The 23,209-nt window shown below is 42.3% G+C and carries 18 protein-coding genes and 2 pseudogenes; 16 read left to right on the top strand and 4 right to left on the bottom strand.

Annotated features, from left to right (window positions below; genetic code table 11):
- A pseudogene (locus VB740_RS28620) lies at nucleotides 1–281 on the top strand (mechanosensitive ion channel family protein); the annotation flags it as partial.
- 88 nt (nucleotides 282–369) lie between these two features.
- On the opposite strand, the gene cimA reads toward VB740_RS28620, so the two are convergent.
- A complete protein-coding gene (gene cimA / locus VB740_RS28615; protein ID WP_323203231.1) occupies nucleotides 370–2,082 on the bottom strand; it encodes a citramalate synthase in 1,713 nt (570 codons plus the stop codon).
- A gap of 75 nt (nucleotides 2,083–2,157) precedes the next feature.
- Between cimA and VB740_RS28610 the strand changes: the two genes are divergently transcribed.
- The 10 genes and pseudogenes from VB740_RS28610 (at nucleotide 2,158) to VB740_RS28565 (ending at nucleotide 14,938) form a co-directional block, all read left to right on the top strand.
- The gene (locus VB740_RS28610) at nucleotides 2,158–2,496 is read left to right on the top strand and encodes a 2Fe-2S iron-sulfur cluster-binding protein (protein ID WP_323203230.1); all 339 of its coding nucleotides are present in this window, start codon (nucleotides 2,158–2,160) and stop codon (nucleotides 2,494–2,496) included.
- 16 nt (nucleotides 2,497–2,512) lie between these two features.
- Nucleotides 2,513–2,887 (top strand): hypothetical protein, encoded by a 375-nt coding sequence (locus tag VB740_RS28605; RefSeq protein WP_323203229.1) that lies wholly within the window; start codon nucleotides 2,513–2,515, stop codon nucleotides 2,885–2,887.
- A 104-nt stretch (nucleotides 2,888–2,991) separates the two neighbouring features.
- Complete coding sequence (gene thiO, locus VB740_RS28600) at nucleotides 2,992–4,992, top strand: glycine oxidase ThiO (protein ID WP_323203228.1); 2,001 nt, start codon at nucleotides 2,992–2,994, stop codon at nucleotides 4,990–4,992.
- Between the two features lie 61 nt (nucleotides 4,993–5,053).
- Nucleotides 5,054–5,206 (top strand): histidine kinase, encoded by a 153-nt coding sequence (locus tag VB740_RS28595; protein ID WP_323203227.1) that lies wholly within the window; start codon nucleotides 5,054–5,056, stop codon nucleotides 5,204–5,206.
- Between the two features lie 46 nt (nucleotides 5,207–5,252).
- Nucleotides 5,253–5,432: a photosystem II assembly protein Psb34 gene (psb34, locus tag VB740_RS28590; RefSeq protein WP_323203226.1), complete on the top strand. Its 180-nt coding sequence runs from the start codon at nucleotides 5,253–5,255 to the stop codon at nucleotides 5,430–5,432.
- 262 nt (nucleotides 5,433–5,694) lie between these two features.
- Nucleotides 5,695–7,905: a tetratricopeptide repeat protein gene (locus VB740_RS28585; RefSeq protein WP_323203225.1), complete on the top strand. Its 2,211-nt coding sequence runs from the start codon at nucleotides 5,695–5,697 to the stop codon at nucleotides 7,903–7,905.
- A gap of 469 nt (nucleotides 7,906–8,374) precedes the next feature.
- A complete protein-coding gene (locus VB740_RS28580) occupies nucleotides 8,375–9,115 on the top strand; it encodes a choice-of-anchor K domain-containing protein (RefSeq protein WP_323203224.1) in 741 nt (246 codons plus the stop codon).
- Between the two features lie 1,059 nt (nucleotides 9,116–10,174).
- The gene (locus tag VB740_RS28575; RefSeq protein WP_323203223.1) at nucleotides 10,175–10,891 is read left to right on the top strand and encodes a conjugal transfer protein TrbI; all 717 of its coding nucleotides are present in this window, start codon (nucleotides 10,175–10,177) and stop codon (nucleotides 10,889–10,891) included.
- Between the two features lie 1,650 nt (nucleotides 10,892–12,541).
- Nucleotides 12,542–13,213, top strand: a pseudogene (locus VB740_RS28570) (S-layer homology domain-containing protein); the annotation flags it as partial.
- Nucleotides 13,214–13,696: 483 nt separating this feature from the next.
- On the top strand, nucleotides 13,697–14,938 hold the full coding sequence (locus VB740_RS28565; RefSeq protein WP_323203222.1) for an S-layer homology domain-containing protein: 1,242 nt from the start codon (nucleotides 13,697–13,699) through the stop codon (nucleotides 14,936–14,938).
- A gap of 76 nt (nucleotides 14,939–15,014) precedes the next feature.
- Here VB740_RS28565 and VB740_RS28560 read toward each other — a convergent pair whose 3' ends face one another.
- Nucleotides 15,015–16,367: an ATP-binding protein gene (locus tag VB740_RS28560; protein ID WP_323203221.1), complete on the bottom strand. Its 1,353-nt coding sequence runs from the start codon at nucleotides 16,365–16,367 to the stop codon at nucleotides 15,015–15,017.
- A gap of 284 nt (nucleotides 16,368–16,651) precedes the next feature.
- Here VB740_RS28560 and VB740_RS28555 point away from each other — a divergent pair, with 284 nt between their 5' ends.
- Nucleotides 16,652–16,969, top strand: coding sequence for a DUF3155 domain-containing protein (locus VB740_RS28555; protein WP_041566316.1), 318 nt, complete (start codon nucleotides 16,652–16,654; stop codon nucleotides 16,967–16,969).
- A 449-nt stretch (nucleotides 16,970–17,418) separates the two neighbouring features.
- On the opposite strand, the gene VB740_RS28550 is transcribed toward VB740_RS28555, so the two are convergent.
- Nucleotides 17,419–17,949 carry a cofactor assembly of complex C subunit B gene (locus VB740_RS28550; protein ID WP_323203220.1) on the bottom strand — a complete coding sequence of 177 codons (531 nt, stop codon included), beginning with the start codon at nucleotides 17,947–17,949 and terminating at the stop codon, nucleotides 17,419–17,421.
- A 52-nt stretch (nucleotides 17,950–18,001) separates the two neighbouring features.
- Complete coding sequence (locus VB740_RS28545) at nucleotides 18,002–18,349, bottom strand: PadR family transcriptional regulator (RefSeq protein WP_323203219.1); 348 nt, start codon at nucleotides 18,347–18,349, stop codon at nucleotides 18,002–18,004.
- Nucleotides 18,350–19,100: 751 nt separating this feature from the next.
- Between VB740_RS28545 and VB740_RS28540 the strand changes: the two genes are divergently transcribed.
- From VB740_RS28540 to nth, 4 genes are all read left to right on the top strand, one after another.
- Nucleotides 19,101–19,679 carry a DUF3611 family protein gene (locus VB740_RS28540; RefSeq protein WP_322721662.1) on the top strand — a complete coding sequence of 193 codons (579 nt, stop codon included), beginning with the start codon at nucleotides 19,101–19,103 and terminating at the stop codon, nucleotides 19,677–19,679.
- A 221-nt stretch (nucleotides 19,680–19,900) separates the two neighbouring features.
- Complete coding sequence (gene serS / locus VB740_RS28535) at nucleotides 19,901–21,181, top strand: serine--tRNA ligase (RefSeq protein ID WP_323203218.1); 1,281 nt, start codon at nucleotides 19,901–19,903, stop codon at nucleotides 21,179–21,181.
- A gap of 152 nt (nucleotides 21,182–21,333) precedes the next feature.
- On the top strand, nucleotides 21,334–22,434 hold the full coding sequence (gene rseP / locus VB740_RS28530) for an RIP metalloprotease RseP (protein ID WP_323203217.1): 1,101 nt from the start codon (nucleotides 21,334–21,336) through the stop codon (nucleotides 22,432–22,434).
- Nucleotides 22,435–22,457: 23 nt separating this feature from the next.
- A complete protein-coding gene (nth, locus tag VB740_RS28525; RefSeq protein WP_323203216.1) occupies nucleotides 22,458–23,129 on the top strand; it encodes an endonuclease III in 672 nt (223 codons plus the stop codon).
- The last annotated feature ends 80 nt before the right edge of the window (nucleotides 23,130–23,209 follow it).

Raw genomic sequence — 23,209 nt, 5'->3', positions numbered from 1 at the left:
ATGCAAGGGTAGAAGTTAGCGTTTCTTATGACTCCAATTTAGATCATGTGTATAGGGTGGTTGAGAAAGTAGGACAGGAGTTAAAGGCCTATGAACAGGATGTTATAGAACCCACGCGAGTCGCTGGAATAGAAAACTTTGGTGAGAATAACCTATTGCTGCTGACGCTGACAAAAGTCAAGCCTGGAAAACACCTTCATATTCAACGTGTTCTCCGCAAAATATTAAAGGATACTTTTAGTCAAGAAGAAATTGAAATTTGCGGGTTTTCCAAGAATTGATACTAGTAGGGTTGCACGAAAATGGGAGGCCGTTGCCTCCCATTCTCATTGATAAGTGTAAAATTCATTTACACCATGTAGTGTTTGGTCAACTAGAAGCTTTCACCGCCGCTTCCGCTTGAGAGTGCAACAACAAACCATATTCCAAACCTTCCACCACGGCTTGATAAGAAGCCTCCAAGATATTGGTAGAAACCCCTACCGTAGTCCAGCGTTGACGACCATTGCCCGATTCTACCAACACACGGGTTTTTGCCGCAGTGCCCGTATGTCCGTTGAGAATTCGCACTTTGTAATCTGTCAAATCAAAGGTTGCTATTTGGGGATAAAAGTTCACCAAAGCCTTGCGTAAAGCTGCATCCAAAGCTGCCACGGGGCCATTACCTTCCGCCGCCTCCAAAATATTTTTCCCGTCAACAGCGAGTTTAACCGTAGCTAAGGCATTGCTAGTTTCTTTCCCCTCAATTAAGTCACAGTGGACTTGAAAACCTTTGACTTCAAAAAACTTCTGGCGACCTCCTAAAGCTTCGTGCATCAACAGTGCAAAACTGGCCTCTGCTGCTTCAAATTGAAATCCTTCACTCTCCAAATCTTTGAGGCGCTGGAGAATTTGCTTGGCTTCAGCCTTTAGCTTTTCGAGGTCAATCCCAAAACTGCGGGCTTTAGCTAAAACATTGCTAAGTCCAGACTGTTCAGAAATCACGATGCGGCGATGATTCCCGACTTGTTCCGGCTGAATGTGTTCGTAAGTCAGGGGATTACGTTCCACCGCTGATACATGAATACCGCCCTTGTGGGCAAAAGCCGAAAGTCCTACAAAGGGAGCGTGTTCATCTGGCGCAAGGTTGACCACTTCACTAACGAAACGACTAGCTTCTGTAAGTTGTGTTAGCTGGTCTTCTGTGATACAACTGTAACCCGCCTTCAGTTGTAAATTGGGAATTAACGAACAGAGGTTAGCATTACCGCAACGTTCACCGTAACCGTTAATTGTACCCTGTACCATCTTTGCCCCTGCCATAACGGCAGCTATTGCGTTAGCAACCGCCATTTCCGAATCGTTATGAGTATGAATTCCAATTTGGGGCATTGGTGATTGGGCATTGGGAATTGGTGATTGGGAATTGGGAATTGCGGACAGAGAAGATTCTTTTCCAGTTCCCCATGCCCCATGCCCCATGCCCCATGCCCCAGTCACCTTGACTACATCTTGAACAATTTGGCTAATTTCGTGGGGTAAAGTGCCACCGTTGGTATCACAAAGAACTAGCCATTCAGCTCCAGATGCGATCGCAGCCTCTAATGTTTGCAAAGCATAACCTGGATTATGCTTGTAGCCATCAAACCAATGTTCGGCATCGTAGATAATGCGACGCCCTTGAGAACGGAGGTACTCAATCGTGTCACGAATCATCGCCAAATTTTCTTCTAATGTCGTTTTGAGGCTGGCTGTGACATGTAAATCCCAAGACTTACCAAAAATTGTTACCCAGCGAGTTCCCGCAGCCAAAATATCCTGTAGCATCGGTTCGGTTGCGGCAGTGGAGTTAGGGCGTCGAGTCGAACAAAAGGCCACAATTTCAGCTTGTTTGAGGGGATCTTCTTGAAGTTGCCAGAAAAATTGTACATCTTTGGGATTTGCGCCAGGCCAACCGCCTTCAATGAAGGGAATTCCCAATTGATCGAGTCTACGGGCAATGCGTAACTTATCTTCTATCGATACTGATAGCCCCTCGCGCTGAGTGCCATCCCGTAGTGTAGTGTCATAGAGCCAAAGTTGAGGTGAGGAATTTGTGGTCATAAAACTGGGACCGACGAGACAACTTTCGAGGCAATGTGTCAATATACAACAAAACGCCAGTTTGGCAATTTAAAAATGCCTAAGATACTAGCTCAAGGTAAAACAATTGAGTGCGAACAGGGAAGCAATCTCCGAAAAATCTTGCTGCAAAATAGTATTAACCTCTACAATGACGGTGCTAGGGTAATAAACTGTCGGGGCATTGGCAGTTGTGGAACCTGCGCGGTTAAGGTAGAGGGTGAAGTATCAGCAGCGAATTGGCGCGATCAAGCACGGCGTTCGCTTCCTCCCCATTCTCCTACAACAGACTTGCGTTTAGCCTGCCAAACTCTGGTTTTAGGCGATGTGAAAGTGACAAAGTTTGATGGATTTTGGGGACAAGGTTCTCGAATAGTGTGGACACCAAAAGGTTAAAAAGGAGTAAGACAAGATGGGTAGATGGACACCCTTAATTTTAATGGCTGGAGGTTTAGCCATTCTGCTTGGTACATTACTGGGCATCAACTTTCCTATGGGCGTACAAACTGCTAACAATCCCAGTGACAAGAAATCACAAGTCCTCCCAGCTAATATCAATGTTAATAGCAGTGCTGGCAGCAGGAATGATGAAACTGCAACTGAAGGAAATGAAACAACTGAAACAAACGAAACTAGACGCGGTATTGTAGCCCCAAGACCTGACAACAGAAGTAGCGTTGCTCAGAATCCTGACAGTACAATAGACGGTACTACAGATACTTCAGAAACTGGCACACCATCCACCGATGTAAATCAAGGCAACGAACCAATTCGCGCTTTGTGGTAACGATATATCCGTCTTTAGTTACAAGTTATAAGTTATGAGTTTTAGTTATGGGTTATTAGTTATGTACTAATGATAAATAGCTAATGATAAATGACTAATGACTAATGACTAGTGAGATTGTAATTATTGGTGGCGGCGTTATTGGTTTAGCGATCGCCATTGAACTAAAACTGCGCGGGACAAGTGTCACCGTGCTTTGTCGTGACTTTCAGGCTGCTGCTACCCATGCCGCCGCTGGGATGTTGGCACCAGATGCGGAAAACATCCCTAATGGGGCAATGCGTTCCTTGTGTTGGCGATCGCGTACTTTATATCCCGACTGGACGCGCAAACTAGAAGAACTTACCGGCTTAAATACTGGCTACCTACCCTGTGGTATCCTTGCGCCCGTCTTTGAAGAGGCAGGGGGAGATGAGGGAGCAGGGGGAGATAGGGAAGTCAATTCTTCCTCATCCTCCTCATCTCCCTCATCCCCCGCTTACTGGTTAGACAAAGAGGCAATTCATCAATATCAGCCAGGATTGGGAGCAGAAGTAGTTGGTGGTTGGTGGTATCCTGAAGACGCACAAGTTGATAATAAAGCTCTAGCTCACGTATTGCGGACGGCGGCTGAGTCTGTTGGTGTTGAACTCAAAGATGGTATTACAGTAGAAGCATTTTTACAGCAGCAAGGACAAGTGGTTGGCGTGCAAACCAACGCTGGAATGATTCGCGCCGCGCACTATGTTTTAGCTTCAGGTGCTTGGTCAAATGAGTTGTTACCACTACCCGTGCGTCCCAGAAAAGGACAAATGCTGAGTGTGCGGATACCAGAATTTGCCCCAGAATTGCCCTTGAAGCGGGTTTTGTTTGGGCAGGATATTTACATCGTACCAAGGCGCGATCGCCTCGTTCTTGGGGCAACCAGCGAAGACGTTGGCTTTACCCCCGACAACACCCCAGAAGGTATTCAAACATTATTACAAGCTGCCATCCGCCTGTATCCCCAACTCAAGCATTATCCCATCCAAGAATTTTGGTGGGGATTTCGCCCAGCCACCCCCGATGAGTTGCCCATCCTTGGCACCAGCCACTGTCAAAATTTAACCCTTGCTACAGGTCATTATCGTAACGGGATTCTACTTGCACCCATAACAGCGGCATTAATTGCCGATTTAATTTTGGAACAAAATTCTGACCCCTTACTTTCAGATTTTCACTATTCACGCTTCCAGTCCAAGCCATCTACCTCTACCCCAATGCTGACTCACTCTGCCAATTTCTCTAACGGGAATCGTCCTGCCATATCCCCCCACTCCCGACTCCCCACTCCCGACTCCCCATTAATTATTGCTGGCAAAACCTTCCAATCCCGCTTGATGACTGGAACTGGTAAGTATCGCAACATTGAAGAAATGCAACAAAGCATCGCCGCTAGTGATTGCGAGATTGTCACTGTGGCAGTACGACGCGTACAAACTAAGGCTCCAGGACATGAAGGTTTAGCTGAAGCCTTGGATTGGACGAAAATCTGGATGTTGCCCAATACCGCAGGTTGCCAAACTGCTGAAGAAGCGATTCGGGTGGCGCGTTTGGGGCGAGAAATGGCGAAATTGTTAGGGCAGGAAGATAACAACTTTGTTAAGTTAGAAGTAATACCTGACCTTAAGTATTTACTCCCAGATCCGATTGGGACGCTACAAGCGGCGGAACAACTAGTCAAAGAAGGGTTTGCAGTATTGCCCTATATTAACGCTGACCCCATGTTAGCCAAGCGTTTAGAAGAAGTAGGCTGTGCTACGGTAATGCCTTTGGCATCGCCGATTGGTTCTGGACAAGGGCTAAAAACAACCGCTAACATCCAAATCATCATCGAGAATGCGAATGTGCCAGTGGTGGTAGATGCTGGTATTGGCTCACCCTCAGAAGCCGCCCAGGCAATGGAATTGGGAGCAGATGTTTTGTTGATTAATAGTGCGATCGCTCTTTCTCCAAACCCAGCAGCAATGGCTCGTGCCATGAATTTAGCAACAGTTGCCGGTCGTCTAGCATACCTTGCTGGCAGAATGCCTATCAAAGACTACGCTAGCCCTAGTTCTCCTCTGACTGGGACAATTACTAGTTAGGGCATGGGGCATGGGGAATAGACCTCAGAGGGTGACAAGGGAGACAAGGGAGACAAGGAAAATGCCCAATGCCCAATCCCTAATGCCCAATCCCCAATGCCCAATCCCCAATGCCCAATCCCCAATGCCCAATCCCCAATGCCCAATGCCCAATCCCCAATGCCCAATCCCCAAGAATGTAACGATTTGTCTAGCAGTTTCAGAGCGGATCTAGCATTTATGTAACATTAAATGAACAATAAAGATAAAGGAATTAATTCATGCCCTATACAAACGAAGAAGGCGGTCTTCTGAATAATTTTGCCCGGGAACCAAAGGTTTATCAAGCAGAGCCTCCCACAGAAGGACAAAAGCGAACTTATCTCTTTCTAGGAATTGCCGCTATGGCTTTGGTTGGCGGCTTGATTACAGTTGCCTTCTTTGTTTCTCAGAGCAGTTGATCGTAAAATATTTTAATAAAATTTCATCTTCTTCAAAATTTTTCAGGTTCCTCTTAAAATCAGAACCTGATTTTTTATTTTTTGTTAAAATTGAATTACTAATTAGAGTATAATTATATACTATTTTATTCTACTATACCTGAAAAGCTTAATTGATACTGAGCATCAGAGCATTAGCTTAAAAATCATTTCATTATAAGTTTGGTCTACTTAGATACGCCGAGAAAAGTAATATGTACTGTGTTTTGGCTCTTTAGCCGCCATGAGCGTGAATGATACTGCACACAATGATAATTCTGCTTGGAATCGGCAAGTATACCACCGCTTAAAACTTGCCCTAAGTCTTGGCTTACGACGACAACTTTTTCTAGCAGTATGTGATGATTTACACTTAAGGAATCAAGTAGCCGCCCGTTTGCATTCTACATTGGCTTATCCTATTGGACAAGTGCTATCTCAGCCATCAAATGCCCAGGAAAATAGCACTCCAGTTTATCCGCGATTAGTTACGTTGCGTTTAAATTTAAACGATCCCAATCCCATAGTTCAAATCAATCAATGGTTGGCAAATTATCCACCGCCAATTGTTGGGGCATCACAAGATAGCCCTGGAAAACCTTTTCCAGTACCAGCATTTCAGATTGTCGGCGTAGAGCATCTCACTAAGCAACCAGTCGCTACACAACGGTTATTTTTGCACCATCTCCGCTTAAGCGAACAATATTTCTCTATACAAGAATCTAGCCGATTTCTAGAATCTAACTTGCTGTTGTGGATACCGCGTCCTTGGTTATCTGCTATCAAGCAATCAGCGCCACAGTTTTGGCGTTGTCGGACTGGTGTATTTGTGTTTGCCGGAGAACCCACACCAGCGACTCAGAATTTGGGCTATCCAGAACGTTTTTCTAGTTCTAAAAGTTTAGATTTAGGGAACCTTGAGCAGTCGATTCTAAATGAATCAGTTACCCCAGGAGAACTCAGAACCACAGCCAGCGAGTTAAAGTTTAAAAATAATTCTGATTTTCCGGCAGAAATAGGGAATGGCGTCCACAAAACCCAAGAAGCTTCGCCGTCAACAGCGGATTTATTGAAGGCTGCGCCGCAACAGCAGGAATCTACTAATCAGTTTGCTAGTGAGAGTAATAATCAATCGCTGTCGTCTTTATCTCATATTAGTAGCGAATTAACAGAGCTAGTAATAGCAACAATCAATACAAACATTGCTCAAGATACAGAGGATTACTTGCAACCGCAGCAGATTTTGCTGGAGATTGAAGAGTTGCACGAAAAGCAACTTCCGGGGGAGGTACTGGCAGAAGCTTATCATCGATTGGGTAGCTTATACCGTCTTCGCATTGAGCAAGGAGATTCAACCTTAGAAAATCTGATGGTGGCAATTATTGCCTATCAGGAGGCAATTAGCTATGACGAAAACTCACCACAACTCCCAGATATCTTGAATGATTTGGGTACACTCTACTGGATGCTATACCGCACACCACCCAATTCCGAGGAAGGAAAAACTTATATAGAGCAGGCAATAGAATTTTATCAGTTGGCGTTAAAGATGATCTCACCCCAAACGCATCGGGAAACTTACGCTCGTGTGCAAAATAATTTAGGGACGGCTTATGGTGATTTAGCTCGTTTTTCTCACCCATCTGAAAATTGGCAGCAAGCAGTTTTAGCTTACAATGAAGCACTTAACTACCGTACAGCCGACATGGACTCATTAAAGTATGCGGCTTGCCAGAACAATTTGGGTACTGCTTACTGGCATCTGGGGCAATACAACCAACCGATTGTGCATTTAAAGAAAGCGATCGCAGCTTACAACCAAGCACTTGTACACTACAACCCCGAACAGGAACCGCTTAAGTATGGCATGATTCAAAACAACATTGGTACTGCCTGTTGGAATCTGGCACAATACGAACAACCTGCCCAAAATCTCCAGTTAGCTATAGATGTCTACAGCGAAGCTCTTAAGTATCGCACTCCAGCTAATGTTCCCAGCGCCTGCGCCGCTACACAAAATAATCTGGGTACTGCCTACTGGCATCTAGCAAACCTGTCTCAGACAACTAAAGAGGCACGGCAAAAGTATCTGCAACTATGTATCAGCGCTTACGAAGAGGCTATAGCCTTGGCTGACTCACTTAACGGTATTCCTTTAAGTTTTGATTTGCTTGCTTCTTATAACAATCTGGGACTGGCGCATTATCAGCTAGTAATAGATAAGTCGTTTAATGGTGACAAAGCAACACGCTCTCAACATCTAGAAGTAGCATTAGACAACCATTTACAAGCTTTAAACGGATTGAGCAAACAACCAGAGGCTTATCAAACAACCTTTACTTATATAGTGAAAACTATTCGTGCTTTTCATAATGAATTAGGGATACAGGGACAAAATCTGGCTTTATCTAAAGTTCCTAGTCAGCTGTTGCCAGAGATTTTGTCAAAGTTATAAAGGATATAGCCAAAACCCTTGAGAATGAACCTGATTAGAGACTTTTCAATTGGTTCCCTCTGGTCTAAAAACACCTAGAATCTTGGCTCAACGAGTCCACTTGAGATGTGACTCCTTGCAGTTATCCTTGAATTCGACTAACGAATCACATTCGTCTCAATAGCGCGGGGAGTGTCAAAAATAGCAACGAGTAACTTTATATTGACTTGACAATTAATCAAGTAACCAAGTAAGGTAGCGATGTCTAAGATTGGCTACGCCTACGCAATTACTATTTTACTAATTACAGCGTAGTAAAATACTTTAACAATCCATAAACTTAGCTTAAGTATATAATTTTTTTAATCATGTTTATTAATATATATTGTAAAAAATGCAATAAAGTATTGGCGTGTTTTCCGTAAAATTACTAAGGTAGACTGGAAACATAGTTGAAAAAGTTCCAGAATGAGATTTGGATACTTAAGTTATGAAACTAAGTTTGTTTTTTGCGACTGCTATATCTGGTTTTTTTGTGGGTGCAACCACAGCACTTGGTTTCTCTGACCAAGCAGATGCTCTAACTTTTTCTGGTATCTCTAGTGGTACATGGGGAGAACCTACTCCAGGAAGCACCAATATCAATCCCATATACACAGGTTTGGGAAGCAACGCATTTACTTGGGGTGATCCTAATGTGTGCTTGCCAAATTCAGATACTACTAGTGGGTGTACAATAACAGGCTCCAATAAACTTACCTTCAATGGAAATTCATTTTCAACTGACATTAATTCTGTATTCAAAATAGGTGATTTAACTTACTTTAATGGAACGGTACTTAAAGATACAAGTGTTGAATCTGTGCCTTTAAATCTCAATGTATCCTTAAGTCCTCTCGTTGGAATCAGCCAAGATTTTGACTTCAACTTGCGTCTAGTAAATACACCTAATGGCGCAATAAATCCTGAAGATAATGCAGACTTTGTATTTATAGACACAAATTTGAGTAATCGCAGTTTTATCTTTGAAGGCAATGAATACACGCTTGAGCTAACTGGCTTTAATCCAGACATTGGCCAGATAGATATTAAGGCTCTTGAAGGAGCCACAACTAAAACAGCTATTTATGCCAAAATCAAAAATATACCTGAACCTGCAACACTAGCGGGTCTATCTTTGTTAGGAATATACCTAATATCTCGTAAAAAATTCTTGGAGAAGAAAAACTAAGAGCTTTAGCTGTTAGAACATCTGTGGCTCTTCGCCCTTGAGGATGTAATTACACTAAAGAATTTTTCGGCTCCAATACGAGGTTTACTGGGATTCTCGTACTTTCAAGAAACCCTATGGATGATACAGCAGTTTGCTCAATCTTAAGTTGACCACACAACTGGCTCCTGTCTTTTATGCAATTGAGAACCGCTACATACTTGTATTCCATATAGGAATCCGATTTGATCTCTGAACTGATTTACGTGGTGCGCGAAGCGCAGCGCAAGCGCGATAGGTAGGCAATAGGCAATAGGCAATAGGCAATAGGCAAGGGGAAAGAAGGCTTCCTAGTTGTACTGAGTTTTTTCAGAAATCAAATACTAGTCCTATAATTGTTCATGGTAATTGAACAAATTTTAACTCTGCACAAGAATTGCTGCGATCGCATGAAGCTTTATTCTCAATAACCATTACGACTTGAGAAAATAGTTGAACAGGTCAAACGATTTTAGATTTTAGATTGACCCCATATCTGTACCTTGTGCCTTCCCGCAGGGTAGACAGTTGCTCTGAATAAATAATTTTACCCAATAAAATATATAGAATTGTTCTCACATTTAAGCTGGAGGGCAACTAACTCAAGAGGCTCAAAGGAGGCGTGATGCTCGTGCCTTCGGAGTCTCCGGTTTTCCTCCTGAATTCTCACAAAGAAAGCAAAAACTTTTCCCAAGTCCTAGCAAATAAATCTAAAATAGAAGAAAGAGTTCACAGTCAGCCCGTTCGCCTCTATCCAGTGGTGTAGATATGTGAACGTAAACAATGAAACAACCCTGGAAACAATTAGACCTATTTTGCGTCATGCTGAGAGTATCATTATCCCCTATTTGGTGACGCATATTCAGGATACAAATTCTGAGGAGTGATGTCTTTAATGGGCTAGGACTGCACACATACTCCACATTATATGAGTACCTTCATATTCAGAATGCGCCTATAAACTCGTTTCATAAATTTCAGAAACAAACCTAGTAAATACATGTCATTACATACATCACATACACAAAGGTATACCCACTTATGACTCGCCTACATCAATGGAAATCTGGAACTGCTGCACTCATGGCAATAGCCGTTACCGCAAGCGTCACTGCTCCACTGTTAACTTTAGCTCCTGCTAATGCACAATACAGAATTGGGCAAGATAGAATTGGGCAATATGGAAACGTTACCATTCCTTCTGGGGTTGCTTTACCTGTTACCTATGAGAAAGAGACAATTACTATTGCTCCTGGGGAAAGCCAATCTTTAACGCTGAGAATAGCTAATGATATTATCGACAGAAATAGAAATGTCTTGATTCCTGCCGGTACTAAAGTAATTGGACGACTAGAATCTGTTGACCTAGATAGTTATTCAAGAGATACAGATGATAACCAAGGAAAAGGCGTGCGGTTTGTAGCTCAAGAATTAGAGTTTTCTAATGGTCGGCGTCAGTCGATTAATGCAACTTCTCGGACATACACCACAACTGAAAAAGTCTCACAAGGACCTAGCACAGGTCAGGTTTTAACTGATGCAGCTATTGGTGCGGGTGCTGGTCTTTTAGGTTCACTAATTACTGGGAACCGCAAAATTGACGATTTAAAACCTGTTCTCGGTGGGGCTGCGGGTGCGGGAGCAAGTGTGTTGTTGCGGAAAAAACAAGGAAATGCCTTTGTTCTTAGACCTGCACAGGATTTGAGGCTCACACTGAATTCTAACTTGAATTTAGTACCATCATCATCTCGCTACTAGATTTAACTCAATTCAAGTTGTGACTTTAATCACCTATGATAGGCGATCGCCACTTCAAATGTAGTGTGCGATCGCCTTCATTTTTAACAGTAAAAAATTATATTTAACAGCAACCATTCTACCTCTAGAGCGTCTTAATCAGTATAAATAATTTATTGGAATACTTATTTAATTGAGCTATGTAGGGAGCTAGGAAAATCAGTTTTATTTTATTCTCAATCCAAAAGAGGATTCAAAATTACGTAGCATCCTGATATTTTTGTTAAATAGTGGCGAAAAAAGGAGATTTTACTTGTGGTAATTCAAGGTTTCGGTATAAGCACATATCTTGTAATTCCCCTAGTATTAAGTCTTTTAGTTCAAGGAGACAGCAGAAAAGTATCAAACGTCCATCAGGTATCCACTAATAATGAAATAAGCCGATCCAGCCGCCAGCTAATTAGCCAGAATTCAACACCGAAAACATACTATGTTAGTGGTAATGGAAATGACAAAAATAGCGGACTCTCTACTTCATCTGCCTTTAGGACAATTCAAAAGGCAGCAGACCTGACTAAGCCGGGTGATACAGTATTGATTATGAACGGAGTATACAAAAATACAGGCAAAGCTGTGAGTGTATTAAGTATTAAACGTTCTGGTACTGCAAATGCATGGATTAGGTATAAAGCATATCCTGGGCATTTTCCAAAAATTCAGCACAATACATGGAATGGTGTCCTGATTTCACATGGAGCTTCATATATCGAGATTAACGGGCTTGAGGTGATAGGAAACAATGCCAATGTAACTCTTGATTATGCGAGGAGTCAGAAGGATAACAAATCAAACCCGCTGACGAGTGGAAACTGCATCACCGTGGATGGACGAAGAAATGGTCATACTCACCATATACGCATTATTAACAACAAGGTACATAAGTGTGGAGGAGTAGGCATTGCAGCAATGGAATCGGACTATGTGACAATAGATAATAACGTGGTGTTTGATAATGCTTGGTACAGCGTTTATGGTTGCAGTGGCATTTCAATGTTGAGCAATTGGAATTCTGACAACAATCGGGGATACAAAATGTTTGTAACCAACAACAAGACTTACAACAATCGCATGTACATCCCTTGGATTGCAGTCGGAAAGATCACAGACGGTAATGGCATTATTATCGATACTACAAGAAATAATCGTAATAACTCAAAATTGGGTGCATATAAAGGACGTACTTTAGTTCAAAACAATCTTACATTTAATAATGGTGGTTCAGGTATTCATGCATTTTTAAGTGATCATGTTGATATTGTAAATAACACTGCTGTTTTAAATAATCAAAGTCCAGAAATTAAAGATGGGCAAATATTTGCTAATAACTCATCTGATGTCAGGATTTTAAGAAACATTCTCTATGGTTTTCCTGGCAAGAATATTAACAGTAACTATAAAACTAAAAACGTTGTTTATGACTATAATCTCTACATTAATGCTTCTAAGATAAGTGTTAAAGGTCCTAACGACGTTGTTGCGGACTCGCAATTTTTAAGTAAGCATCCCACTATTAAAAAAATATCTAGCAATTGGAAATCAAAGCTAGATAAACAAAATCCGCCAACGCGGAATAATGTACAGTCTAAGTCGGCAAGTTTAGTTTGTGAGCCAATGACTTATACTTTGCAAAGCAAACCCATCCAAGCGGGATGCTCCCCGACATCTTTAGCTCAAACTCCTGCTTCACCTTCGGCTCAAACTACTGCTTTTTCTGATGTTTCATCTAACTATTGGGCGGCACAATTTATTCAACAATTGTCAGGGCGAGGTATAATCGCCGGATTTCCTGATGGTAGCTTCCGTCCTGAAGAACCTGTGACACGCGCTCAATTTGCCGCTATGCTCAACAAAGCTTTCAAAAAAGCACAGCAACGGCAGGTAATCAAATTTTCTGATGTGCCAAGCAACTATTGGGCATCCAGCGCTATTGGGCAAGCCTATAGTATTGGTTTCTTATCTGGTTATCCTGGTAATCGCTTTCAGCCTAACCAGGCTATTCCCCGTCAGCAGGTTTTAGTTTCTCTCGCTAACGGTTTGGGATATACTGCCAGCGGCAATACCGAAAGCACTCTGAAGTATTTCAACGATGCCTCTAAGATTGCTAGCTACGCCCGTAACCCGATCGCAGCAGCAACTAAGAAGCAAATTGTGGTGAACTATCCTAATGTAAAGTCCCTGAGTCCAACCGCAACTGCTACTCGCGCCCAGGTAGCAGCTTTGATCTACCAAGCATTGGTTAGTTCTAAGCAAGCCCCAGCAATTAACTCGCCTTATATCGTGTCAGACCCTAGTAATTAACTGTCTGTTGTGACTTTAATCATCTCTGATATAGCAATCCTAAATGAATTGTGAAAATCGAGAGACTCAGATCCCCGACTTCTCAAAGAAGCCGGGGATCTTATTGTTCACGACTGATTTAGGACTGCTCTAGGCGATCGCAACTTCAACGATAGTAGGCGATCGCCTTTATTTTTAAACCTAAAAAATCTATTTTCCAGCAACTATTCTATCTCTGTATCGTCTCATACAGTATTCATATTTTTTAAAATGCTTATTTAATAGCCTTCATTGGTAATAGGTTGATTACACTATTACCTATTATTAGCTATTTTGAGAAGTATTTTTTTGATGTTTTACTATTTAATTTGCCAGTATATCGAAAGTAATAGTTTTTACAGAAAATAGAAATATTTGGGAACTTAATACTTCAGCAAAGGTCTAATTAATTAACAACAAAAAAATAATTGTATTGGAGTTAAAAAAATAATGTTTAATTTAAATCGTTTGCAATCTGGAACAGCTGCACTTATGGCTTTAAGCGTCACAGTCGGTACTGTAGCGCCTTTCATTACAGCTTCACCATCATTTGCTCAAACTACTTTTTCTGATGTTTCATCTAACTATTGGGCAGCACAATTTATTCAACAATTATCTCAACGAGGTGTAATTGCCGGATTTCCTGATGGTACTTTCCGCCCTGAAGAAGCGGTGACACGCGCTCAATTTGCCGCTATGGTCAACAAAGCTTTCCAAAAAGCACAGCAACGGCAAGCAATCAATTTTGCTGATGTGCCCAGCAACTATTGGGCATCCAGTGCCATTCAACAAGCCTATACCATTGGTTTCTTATCAGGTTATCCTGGCAATCGTTTTGAGCCTAACCAAGCTATTCCCCGCCAGCAGGTTTTAGTTTCCCTCGCTAACGGTCTAGAATATAGTCCTAGCGGCAATACCGAAAGCACTCTGCAATATTTTAACGATGCTTCTAACATCGCTAGCTATGCCCGTAGCCCGATCGCAGCAGCAACTGAGAAGCAAATTGTGGTGAACTATCCTAATGTGAAGTTCCTGAATCCAACCGCAACCGCTACTCGCGCGCAGGTAGCAGCTTTTATCTACCAAGCATTGGTTAGTTCTAATCAAGCCTCAGCAATTAACTCGCCCTATGTCGTGGCTGTCGGGTCTACTAGCCCAACGCCTGTATCGGTAACAATTCCCCAAGGAACTGCTATCCCTGTGAAGTATGACAAGGCAGAAAAAATTCTGGTTACAAAGGATGAAACAGCGCCCTTGACATTGACAGTATCCCAAAGCGTGGTTACGCAAGAAGGATCTGTAGTGATTCCTGCTGGTAGCCAGGTTATTGGTCAACTCAAACCTGCTACAGGTGGTTCTCAATTCGTTGCCGAGAAACTAGTTTTACCCAGTGGTCAAGAGTATCAGCTTAACGCTAGCTCTGAAGTGATTACCAAAACTGAAACCGTCAACAAGGGTACTAGTACTGGTTCAATTATCAAGAATACTGTATTGGGCGCAGGGGCAGCAGCTGCGGTATCTGCCGTCACAGGCGATCGCGCCATTGCCACAGAAGAAGTCTTGGGTGGCGCTGGTATCGGTGCATTGATTGGTTTGTTCTTCGGCAGAAATAGCGTTGACTTAATCGCCATTGACCCAGATACCGATTTACAAATGACAATCAATCAAAATCTGTTGGTTTCAGTAAGATAGTCATTGGTCATTGGTCATTAGTCATTGGTCATTGGTCATTAGTATTTACAAATGACAAAGGACAAAGGACAAAGGACTAATTTTGAACTTCTGGTAACCAAATAATAAACGTAGTTCCCGGCGCATCGGGTGAAGTTAGCTTAGAGTTGATTGCAGGGCTGAAAACCTCGATTTCGCCCTGCATTTGCTCTATTAATTGTTTTGCGATCGCTATTCCCAAACCTGTGCCGGGAATTTCTGTTTGCGCTTGTACACCTCGATAATGCCGTTCTCCAAGATGCTCTAAATCTTGGGGTGGAATGCCAGGCCCGTTGTCGCTGATCACAATTCCTTGAAAATTAGCCTTTTCTTGCCCCGCCTGAATTAAAATTTTGCCACCAGTGGGAGTGTATTTCAAAGCATTATCGATGATGTTAGTTAATACCTCTCGTAATGCTTTCACGTTGGCACGTACTAAAGGTGAATTCTGTTGAATTTCAGTTATTAGTTTTAGCTTTCGCTCTTGGGCGATCGCTTTGGCTGATATTAATAATGGTTCTAATATATCTGCTAACGAGCAATCAACTGCTTTATCTCCCGTTCCCGGCAATAATAACGGCGGTTTAGCGTCTTTTTGGATAGTTGCTTCTACAAATACTTCTTCAGGAAGATGTAGTGGTGCTAAATCTGCCTCTGTCAAATCAATTACTTGATCAAATTGTTGCAGTAATTCTTGGAGGCGATCGCTTTCCCGCACAATACTAGTTGCCGCATCCCGATTGGTATCTCCTGGTCTGAGTCGTTTCAATAGCAGTTTGCCAAAAGTCCGCAATGCCGTTAATGGATTACGAAACTGATGCAATAGGTTATCCAGCAAATCTCGCTGTTTTTCTTGGAGAATTTGTTGTTCATGCAACTGCTGCTCAAACCATGCTCGCCGCTGATCTAAAATACAAGCGATCGCTAATGTTTGGGCTATTCGTTGAATCTGACTTTCTTCGTGTTCATTCCATGCCCGGTCTTTTCTACCTGTCACCAATAACCCCATCATCACACCCTCATAAACCAGAGGTAAAACAATTTGGTTCCCACTAAATAGGTATTCCTCTTTTAGATGGGGTTGAGACGCACCTGGTATCTCAGGCTCTTGTGACGAGGTTGGAGATTCTGATCCTGCTGTCAATAACCTTCTTTGTTGATTGGGTAATATAAACACATTTCCAACTTGAAGTTGCTTGTATGCTGTCGCCTCAGCAGTTTCCTCTCCTGGTGGTAATAATGCTGTTTCTGGGTAAATCACTACAGGAATCAGTTTGGCCTCACCTGAAGGAGTCTCTACCAATTCTTGTGTCAGGTACACAATACTTAAAGTTGCTCCTAGCCCTTGGGTTAGAAGTGCTATTTGCTCTCGACACAGAGCAAGAAAATCTGAACTGGCAGACATTAACATTTTTTAGCTTTTGCTCAAGATTACAGATTTTGAGGCATGATTAAGAGAGGCTACTTAGTTTTTACCTCACTCATTTAATAAAGCTTAACTAAAATCTTTTTAGTGATGGTTTGTACCAAGGGATTATATCCTTAGGTGATCTTATTTTCTCTAACTTCAAATATATTAATTTTTTTAGATTAAAACCTTGAAACCTATTGATATTTTGAACTAGAACTTATATAATGGCGACGGATTTTGTAGCTATCACTACAATCTATAGCTTGAAAGAGGAGGACAATAGGTTGGCAAGGAGACGCAAAAGGAAAAGTCGTCGTCGTCAGGAAGGACGGCGTATTTTGGAACATGTGCCTCAATATAGCATCGAAAGTGGTGAAGAAAAACCTGTGACAGCAGCGAGAAGATTCATTCAAGCTGAAGGTATTTTGCCACCTGCATTGCTACTCGTAAAGCGAAACGAACACACCACAGATCGTTATTTCTGGGCAGAAAAGGGACTGTTTGGTGCTCAATACGTAGAAGAAAACCATTTCTTGTTTCCTAGCTTGAGGGTATTAGAACCTTCGCCTGGTCAAGAACCTCTTGCTTTAGCTAGTCGGTGAACCATAAACGGTCATCTTACGCATTGAATGTGGCTCCTGACTATCATTAACGGGCAAAATTGCTAAGTTTATGCAGAATTTAATTTTTTTTTAGTTTGGAGCTGATTTGCTAGTAAGGCTAGCCCAGGTAGTTGGAAAGTTAACTTGTCTCAAACCACGCTATGTTGCATGGATTGATTCTATTTTGACTATGCAGAAGGGAGTAGGTATAGAGCCAAGCGCGTCCAAAAGCGCTAGTGAAGTTGCGCTCTTATGCCGTAAATTGTCAAACCTTGCTCTGTCAACAATTTAAGTTAATGAATTTAAATTTTTCCCCACGATTTTCGTCGTGGGGAAAGCTGACAAAGCAGAAGTCTTGATTTTCTCCTTCCTACTTTCCATTACCTAAAGAGTAGGTCAGTTCAGAAGTCTGCATATCATAGTTAAGAGATGGTCATAAAAACCAACATTTATTCACCAGCTTTGAGCTGTAAAGTTCTCTGTAACTCGCTGATTTCATCTCGGTGGGCAACTACAGTGATCTTACTTGAGGAGGTTTGTTCGCTCTGAGTTGTTTCTACTTTGAGCGACACCTTCTCAAGTCTTCCAGATTTTTTCCAATAAAATAGACCACTCAAAGGCGACAACAGTACCATAGCGAGAATAAAGGTACTCAGGTTAGGAAAAAGCAGGTATACGACTAGTGATAGACAAACAATACCAGTCGCTGCCAGCAGAGTTAAAAATATAGCTAAGAACCAACTGGGGCGAACAAAACCTTCAAAAGTCACTTTGTTCTGTTCTCGGTTTACCTCTGCCACTCGGTAAGAGCGTAAGCGAAAATACTCTTTTAGTTGAGACATTAAAGCAGCTTCGTCTTGCTCAGATACCAGTTGCGCTGTTTCTATGCGGTCTTTAGTCGAGGCACGAATAAAGAAAAACAGCCCAACCGATAACAACAAGGTTAGCAGGAACGTAGATGGCAGAATAGCAGTATCCATAACTAATTGTTACTGTTTGGCTGGAGGAGACTTATTCATTATCAATTATTCGTTACTTTGTCCTCCTGTTAATGTAGTCAAGCCATTGAAAAGCTAAATCCTGCGCTTGAACTTGCCATTCTGGAGAAACTTGGTACATCCGCCTGGGGCGTCCTCGTCCTTCCAGTTTTTTCCAATATCCAGTGATTGCCCTTTGATCTTCCAGAAATTTGATTGCACTATAAAGTACGGTATCCGAAAGCCTATAGGTAGGATATTCAGTTTCTAATTGCTCAATCAACTCGGTTCCGTAGGATTCACCTTGTAATAAAACAGACAGTATGTAACAAACTGCTACTTCCTGACAAAGGTAAGTTGGCGGAGGATTTTCAAAGAATTGATATATATCCTCAAGTTTCATGGTTAGTGAATGGCTAAAAAAATGCCTTAGGGTAGGGTCTACAATCCTTGTAGTCAGTATATAGTGCTACTACTAAGTGAATAGTGTATATAAAGCTACTTAGGCTAGAATTCCAAAGCGTAAACACTAAATGCTCACCCACGCCTTTGAAGTTGTGGGAAGAGTTTGCAAGTTTTAGGAGTACAAAATACTGTACCCCTACTCAAGCTCGATACTGTGTGGTGAGGAGCTAACAGAGAGTGGCAAAGTCACTGTCTTGGTGTTAAGTGATGCCGAGCTAGTTAGAACTGCTTAAGCAATAAAATGCCATCGAAGAAATTTTACAGGTAAAATGCAATTTTGTCTGTAAAACTTAATAAACACTTTGTTTTACAATGATTTTCCCAACGCAGATTCTAAAAGCTTAAGCTAAGGCATATTTCTGGGTTAAAGCTCCTATGTCTGTGGACATATTTAAGCAGTAAGTATTACTGATTTGTCCCATTTGGTAGATGTAATAGTAAATTGATCAAAGAAGACATAGAGACTAGAGCATTGATTCAGTAATCAAAAACGTAACTCCCCCAACCCCCACTCCTCGCTTTGGGAGGCAAAATCTCTTCCCAAAGCGAAAAGGGGCTGGGTGAGAGGTTCTTCCAAGATTACTGATTTGGTGTTCTAGGAGAGCTAGAGACGTGAAGCGTGATCCCTCTCAACAAAGTTCTCCCTGTCCCCATGTTATTTAATCAAGCGCCCAGCACATTAGTGAAATATGTCACAGACTCCCGATGCTCCATCATCTTCCTCAACTCTCCGGGCAATTGCCCAAACTTTTCGCCTTACAGGTTGGATTAGCTTCTGGATTCAGCTAGTACTAGGCGTTGTTTCTAGCATAATTGTGTTGCTGTTCGCCATCTTCAATCAAAGAACTGGCAGTCCTAGTAATAATCCTGGGACTGGCTTTGGCGTATTTTTAGCAATTTGTGGACTGGTTGTTTTGGGCGGGGGCATTTATTTAGCTTACCGTTACACTAGAATTGGCAAGCAATTAGAATCCTCCAATCCCAGCAACCGCCCTCGGAAAAGCGAGACTGTGCAAGTATTACGCTTAGGGCTGTGGGTGAATTTAGGAGGAACGCTGGTAACTCTTTTGGGAGCGCAAGCGATCGTAGGTACACTGGTAGCAAGATCCATATCTCCCCAAGCTATAACTACCCAATTTTTTGACCCTACCCGGATTATTAGCGGTCTAGATATGCTTGTGGTACAGGCAAACACCAACACTGTCTCAGCGCATTTTGCAGGGTTGATTGCATCACTATGGCTACTCAATCGGATTAACCGACCTTAATCTAAGTGCTAATTTTTCAAGAGTCAAAAGAAGTTAATCATATTTTTCCGAAACATTTCTTAGCCCTGGCAGTGATGCTAGGGTAAAATCTTGATTCAGAGATTGATTTTTCTAATAAACTTTTTTTTTCAGTTACAGCAAAGCAAAATTAATATATGCTAAATGCTGATGTGTTAACTGTATTGACAGGAAGATTTTAGGCTAAAAACTGAGAAAAATCTGTGCTGGATATTAAGCAAATACGGGAAAATCCGCAATTAGTTCAAGAACGATTGAATAGTCGTAGTGGTAAATATGACATAGAGCCGATTCTACAATTAGATCGGCAACAACGAGAACTAGAGGGGACGCGCAGTCAACTCCAAGCTCGGAGCAACGAAATCGGTAAAATTGTCGGACAGAAGATTAAATCTGGGATCAATCCTCAAGACCCAGAAATTCAAGCTTTGCGAGATGAAGGTAATTCTGTCAAAGCTACGTTGAGTGAACTGGAACCCCAGGAAAAAAACCTCAAAGCTGAAATTGCCCAACTTGTGTTGGCACTTCCCAACTTACCAAGCGACTCTACACCCCTTGGTAAGAATGAGGAAGATAACGTAGAAGTGCGCCGTTGGGGTGATGAGTATATTCCCCAAAATCCGAATATTCTCCCTCACTGGGAAATTGGCGAAAAGCTAGGTATTCTCAATGTTGAGCGAGCTGTGAAAGTTGCCCAAAGTCGCTTTGTCACATTGATAGGTGCTGGTGCAGCATTAGAAAGGGCATTAATTCAATTTATGCTGACTCTGCATACTCAAGCTGGGTATGTGGAAGTCAGCCCGCCGCTGTTAGTGAATACCGAGTCTTTGACGGCGACCGGTCAGTTACCCAAGTTTGCTGATGAAAGCTTTAAATGCGCTGATGACGACTTGTGGCTGATTCCGACGGCGGAAGTTCCAGTTACAAATCTTTATCGGGGTGAAATTCTCACTGCTGAAAACTTACCTATCTACCACTGTGCTTTTACTCCCTGTTTTCGCCGGGAAGCTGGTAGCTATGGGCGCGATATGCGGGGATTAATTCGCCTCCATCAGTTCAACAAGGTGGAAATGGTGAAATTTGTCGAACCCAGTACATCTTTTGATGAACTGGAGAAATTGGTAGGGAATGCAGAAGCAATTTTACAGGCGTTGAAGTTGCCTTATCGAGTAGTAAATTTAAGTACTGGAGATTTAGGATTTGCCTCTACCAAAACTTATGATTTAGAGGTTTGGTTGCCTTCTTCTGGCAAATACCGCGAAATTTCTAGCTGTTCCAATACTATAGATTTCCAGGCACGACGGGCTGATATTCGCTTCAAAGAGGCGGGCAAGAAAGGCACTCAGTTCGTACATACCCTCAATGGTTCGGGTTTGGCTGTGGGACGAACGATGGCAGCAATTTTGGAGAATTATCAACAACCTGATGGGACAGTGAGGATACCAGAAGCGCTGCAACCTTACTTGGGGCGTGAAGTATTGTAATTAGTCATTAGTCATTAGTCATTTGTCATTTGTCTTTTACCAATGCCCCATGCCCAATGCCCAATGCCCCATGCCCAATGCCCAATGCCCAATGCCCAATGCCCAATTAGAATGAAGATAACTATAGCTTAATATTTTCACTAATTTGCTCTATGTCAGTTTTAGCAGCGATCGCAGTTTTGGCTGTATTAATCTTGGTACACGAGTTGGGACATTTTGTTGCAGCACGTTCTCAAGGCATTCTCGTTAACCGCTTTTCTTTGGGTTTTGGCCCAGTTCTTCTTAAGTATCAAGGAAAGCAAACCGAATATGCTGTCCGCGCCTTTCCCTTGGGCGGCTTTGTGGGCTTTCCCGATGATGACCCCGATAGCGATGTTCCACCCAATGACCCAAATCTGCTGCGTAACCGTCCAGTTTTAGACAGGGCGATCGTTATCAGTGCCGGAGTGATCGCAAATTTAATATTTGCTTATTTGGTGTTGGCTCTGCAATTGGGTATTGTCGGCATTCCCAAGGAATTAAACTATCAAGCTGGTGTCGCCGTCCAGCCTGTTAATCAGGAATCTGTTGCCTATCAAGCAGGAATTCGGGAAGGAGATATTATTCTGGCTGTTAACGGTCAAGAACTCCCGGCTTCTGATAAATCAACTCCTTTGCTGACAAAAGAAATTCAAACTCATCCTAATCAGCAAATTGAACTGAAAATTCAACGTCAAGACCAACAACAAACCCTGAAATTAACACCAAAACTCGGAGCCGATGGCAAAGGTGTAGTTGGTGTAGCACTTAGTCCAAATGCTACAGCAGTTTATCGCCGTCCTAATAGTCCTTTTGAAATTTTTGGTCTTGCTGCTACTAGATTTCAACAATTATTTGTTGGTACACTCAGCGGTTTTGGCCAGTTGATTACTAACTTTCAACAAACTGCTGGACAAGTCTCTGGACCAGTTAATATTGTCAAAATTGGTGCAAAATTAGCTGATGACAATAGCGTAAATCTGTTGTCTTTTGCGGCAATTATCAGCATTAACTTGGCTATTATCAACATTTTGCCTTTGCCAGCTTTGGATGGCGGACAACTTGCTTTTCTGCTGATAGAAGGCTTGCGTGGTAAGCCTATACCGTCCCGTATTCAAGAAGGCGTAATGCAAACCGGTTTGGTGTTACTCTTAGGGTTAGGAATTTTTCTGATAGTTAAAGAAACTACTCAGTTAACTAGCCAATTGGAATGGGTACAAAAATTGTTTCAATGAAAATAGGGAGTGGGGAATAGAGAGTGGGGAGTAGGGAAAAGAAATTTTTACCTTTAAAACAACGGGCGAGAGAAATTTTAGCTCGTCTGAAGCGTCTTTATCCAGATGCTACTTGCTCTTTGAACTACTCAACGCCAGTACAATTGTTGGTGGCAACTATTCTCTCTGCTCAGTGTACTGATGAGCGAGTGAATAAGGTGACACCAGCTTTATTTGATCGGTTTCCTGATGCTGCTAGTTTAGCGATCGCTGACTTGGTAGAATTAGAAAGCTTGGTACGTTCAACAGGGTTTTATCGCAATAAAGCCAAAAACATTCAAGCCGCCTGTCGGATGATTGTCACTGAGTTTAACTCTGTTGTGCCTAACCAAATGGAACAGTTGTTAAAGCTTCCAGGTGTGGCACGGAAGACAGCAAATGTAGTCTTGGCTCATGCTTATGGCATTAATGCTGGGGTGACTGTAGATACTCACGTCAAGCGCCTGTGCGAGCGTTTGGGTTTAACTGTGCATACAGACCCCGTTCGGATTGAGCAAGATTTAATGGGTTTATTGCCGCAGCCTGAGTGGGAAAATTGGTCAATCAGCCTGATTTATCACGGTCGTGCGATTTGTAAAGCCCGCTCTCCCGCTTGTATTGCTTGTGAGCTTGCCGATTTATGCCCTGCTGCGAATAAGCCAGTGGTTGTAGGGTAGTTTATAGCGCTAATTGTTACAAACATTGAAGAAGAATTCAGCTATTCTGAATGGGCTAAACCTTAGCTATCCGCTAACAG

It is taken from the genome of Nostoc sp. UHCC 0251 (assembly GCF_034932245.1).
GTDB lineage: Bacteria > Cyanobacteriota > Cyanobacteriia > Cyanobacteriales > Nostocaceae > Nostoc.
This window is presented reverse-complemented; position numbering and strand designations above follow the sequence as displayed.

Coding starts and splice junctions, on each gene's coding strand:
- cimA (WP_323203231.1), bottom strand. CDS start 2,082: ATGACCACAAATTCCTCACCTCAACTTTGGCTCTATGACACTACACTA.
- VB740_RS28610 (WP_323203230.1), top strand. CDS start 2,158: ATGCCTAAGATACTAGCTCAAGGTAAAACAATTGAGTGCGAACAGGGA.
- VB740_RS28605 (WP_323203229.1), top strand. CDS start 2,513: ATGGGTAGATGGACACCCTTAATTTTAATGGCTGGAGGTTTAGCCATT.
- thiO (WP_323203228.1), top strand. CDS start 2,992: ATGACTAGTGAGATTGTAATTATTGGTGGCGGCGTTATTGGTTTAGCG.
- VB740_RS28595 (WP_323203227.1), top strand. CDS start 5,054: ATGCCCAATGCCCAATCCCTAATGCCCAATCCCCAATGCCCAATCCCC.
- psb34 (WP_323203226.1), top strand. CDS start 5,253: ATGCCCTATACAAACGAAGAAGGCGGTCTTCTGAATAATTTTGCCCGG.
- VB740_RS28585 (WP_323203225.1), top strand. CDS start 5,695: ATGAGCGTGAATGATACTGCACACAATGATAATTCTGCTTGGAATCGG.
- VB740_RS28580 (WP_323203224.1), top strand. CDS start 8,375: ATGAAACTAAGTTTGTTTTTTGCGACTGCTATATCTGGTTTTTTTGTG.
- VB740_RS28575 (WP_323203223.1), top strand. CDS start 10,175: ATGACTCGCCTACATCAATGGAAATCTGGAACTGCTGCACTCATGGCA.
- VB740_RS28565 (WP_323203222.1), top strand. CDS start 13,697: ATGTTTAATTTAAATCGTTTGCAATCTGGAACAGCTGCACTTATGGCT.
- VB740_RS28560 (WP_323203221.1), bottom strand. CDS start 16,367: ATGTTAATGTCTGCCAGTTCAGATTTTCTTGCTCTGTGTCGAGAGCAA.
- VB740_RS28550 (WP_323203220.1), bottom strand. CDS start 17,949: ATGGATACTGCTATTCTGCCATCTACGTTCCTGCTAACCTTGTTGTTA.
- VB740_RS28545 (WP_323203219.1), bottom strand. CDS start 18,349: ATGAAACTTGAGGATATATATCAATTCTTTGAAAATCCTCCGCCAACT.
- VB740_RS28540 (WP_322721662.1), top strand. CDS start 19,101: ATGTCACAGACTCCCGATGCTCCATCATCTTCCTCAACTCTCCGGGCA.
- rseP (WP_323203217.1), top strand. CDS start 21,334: ATGTCAGTTTTAGCAGCGATCGCAGTTTTGGCTGTATTAATCTTGGTA.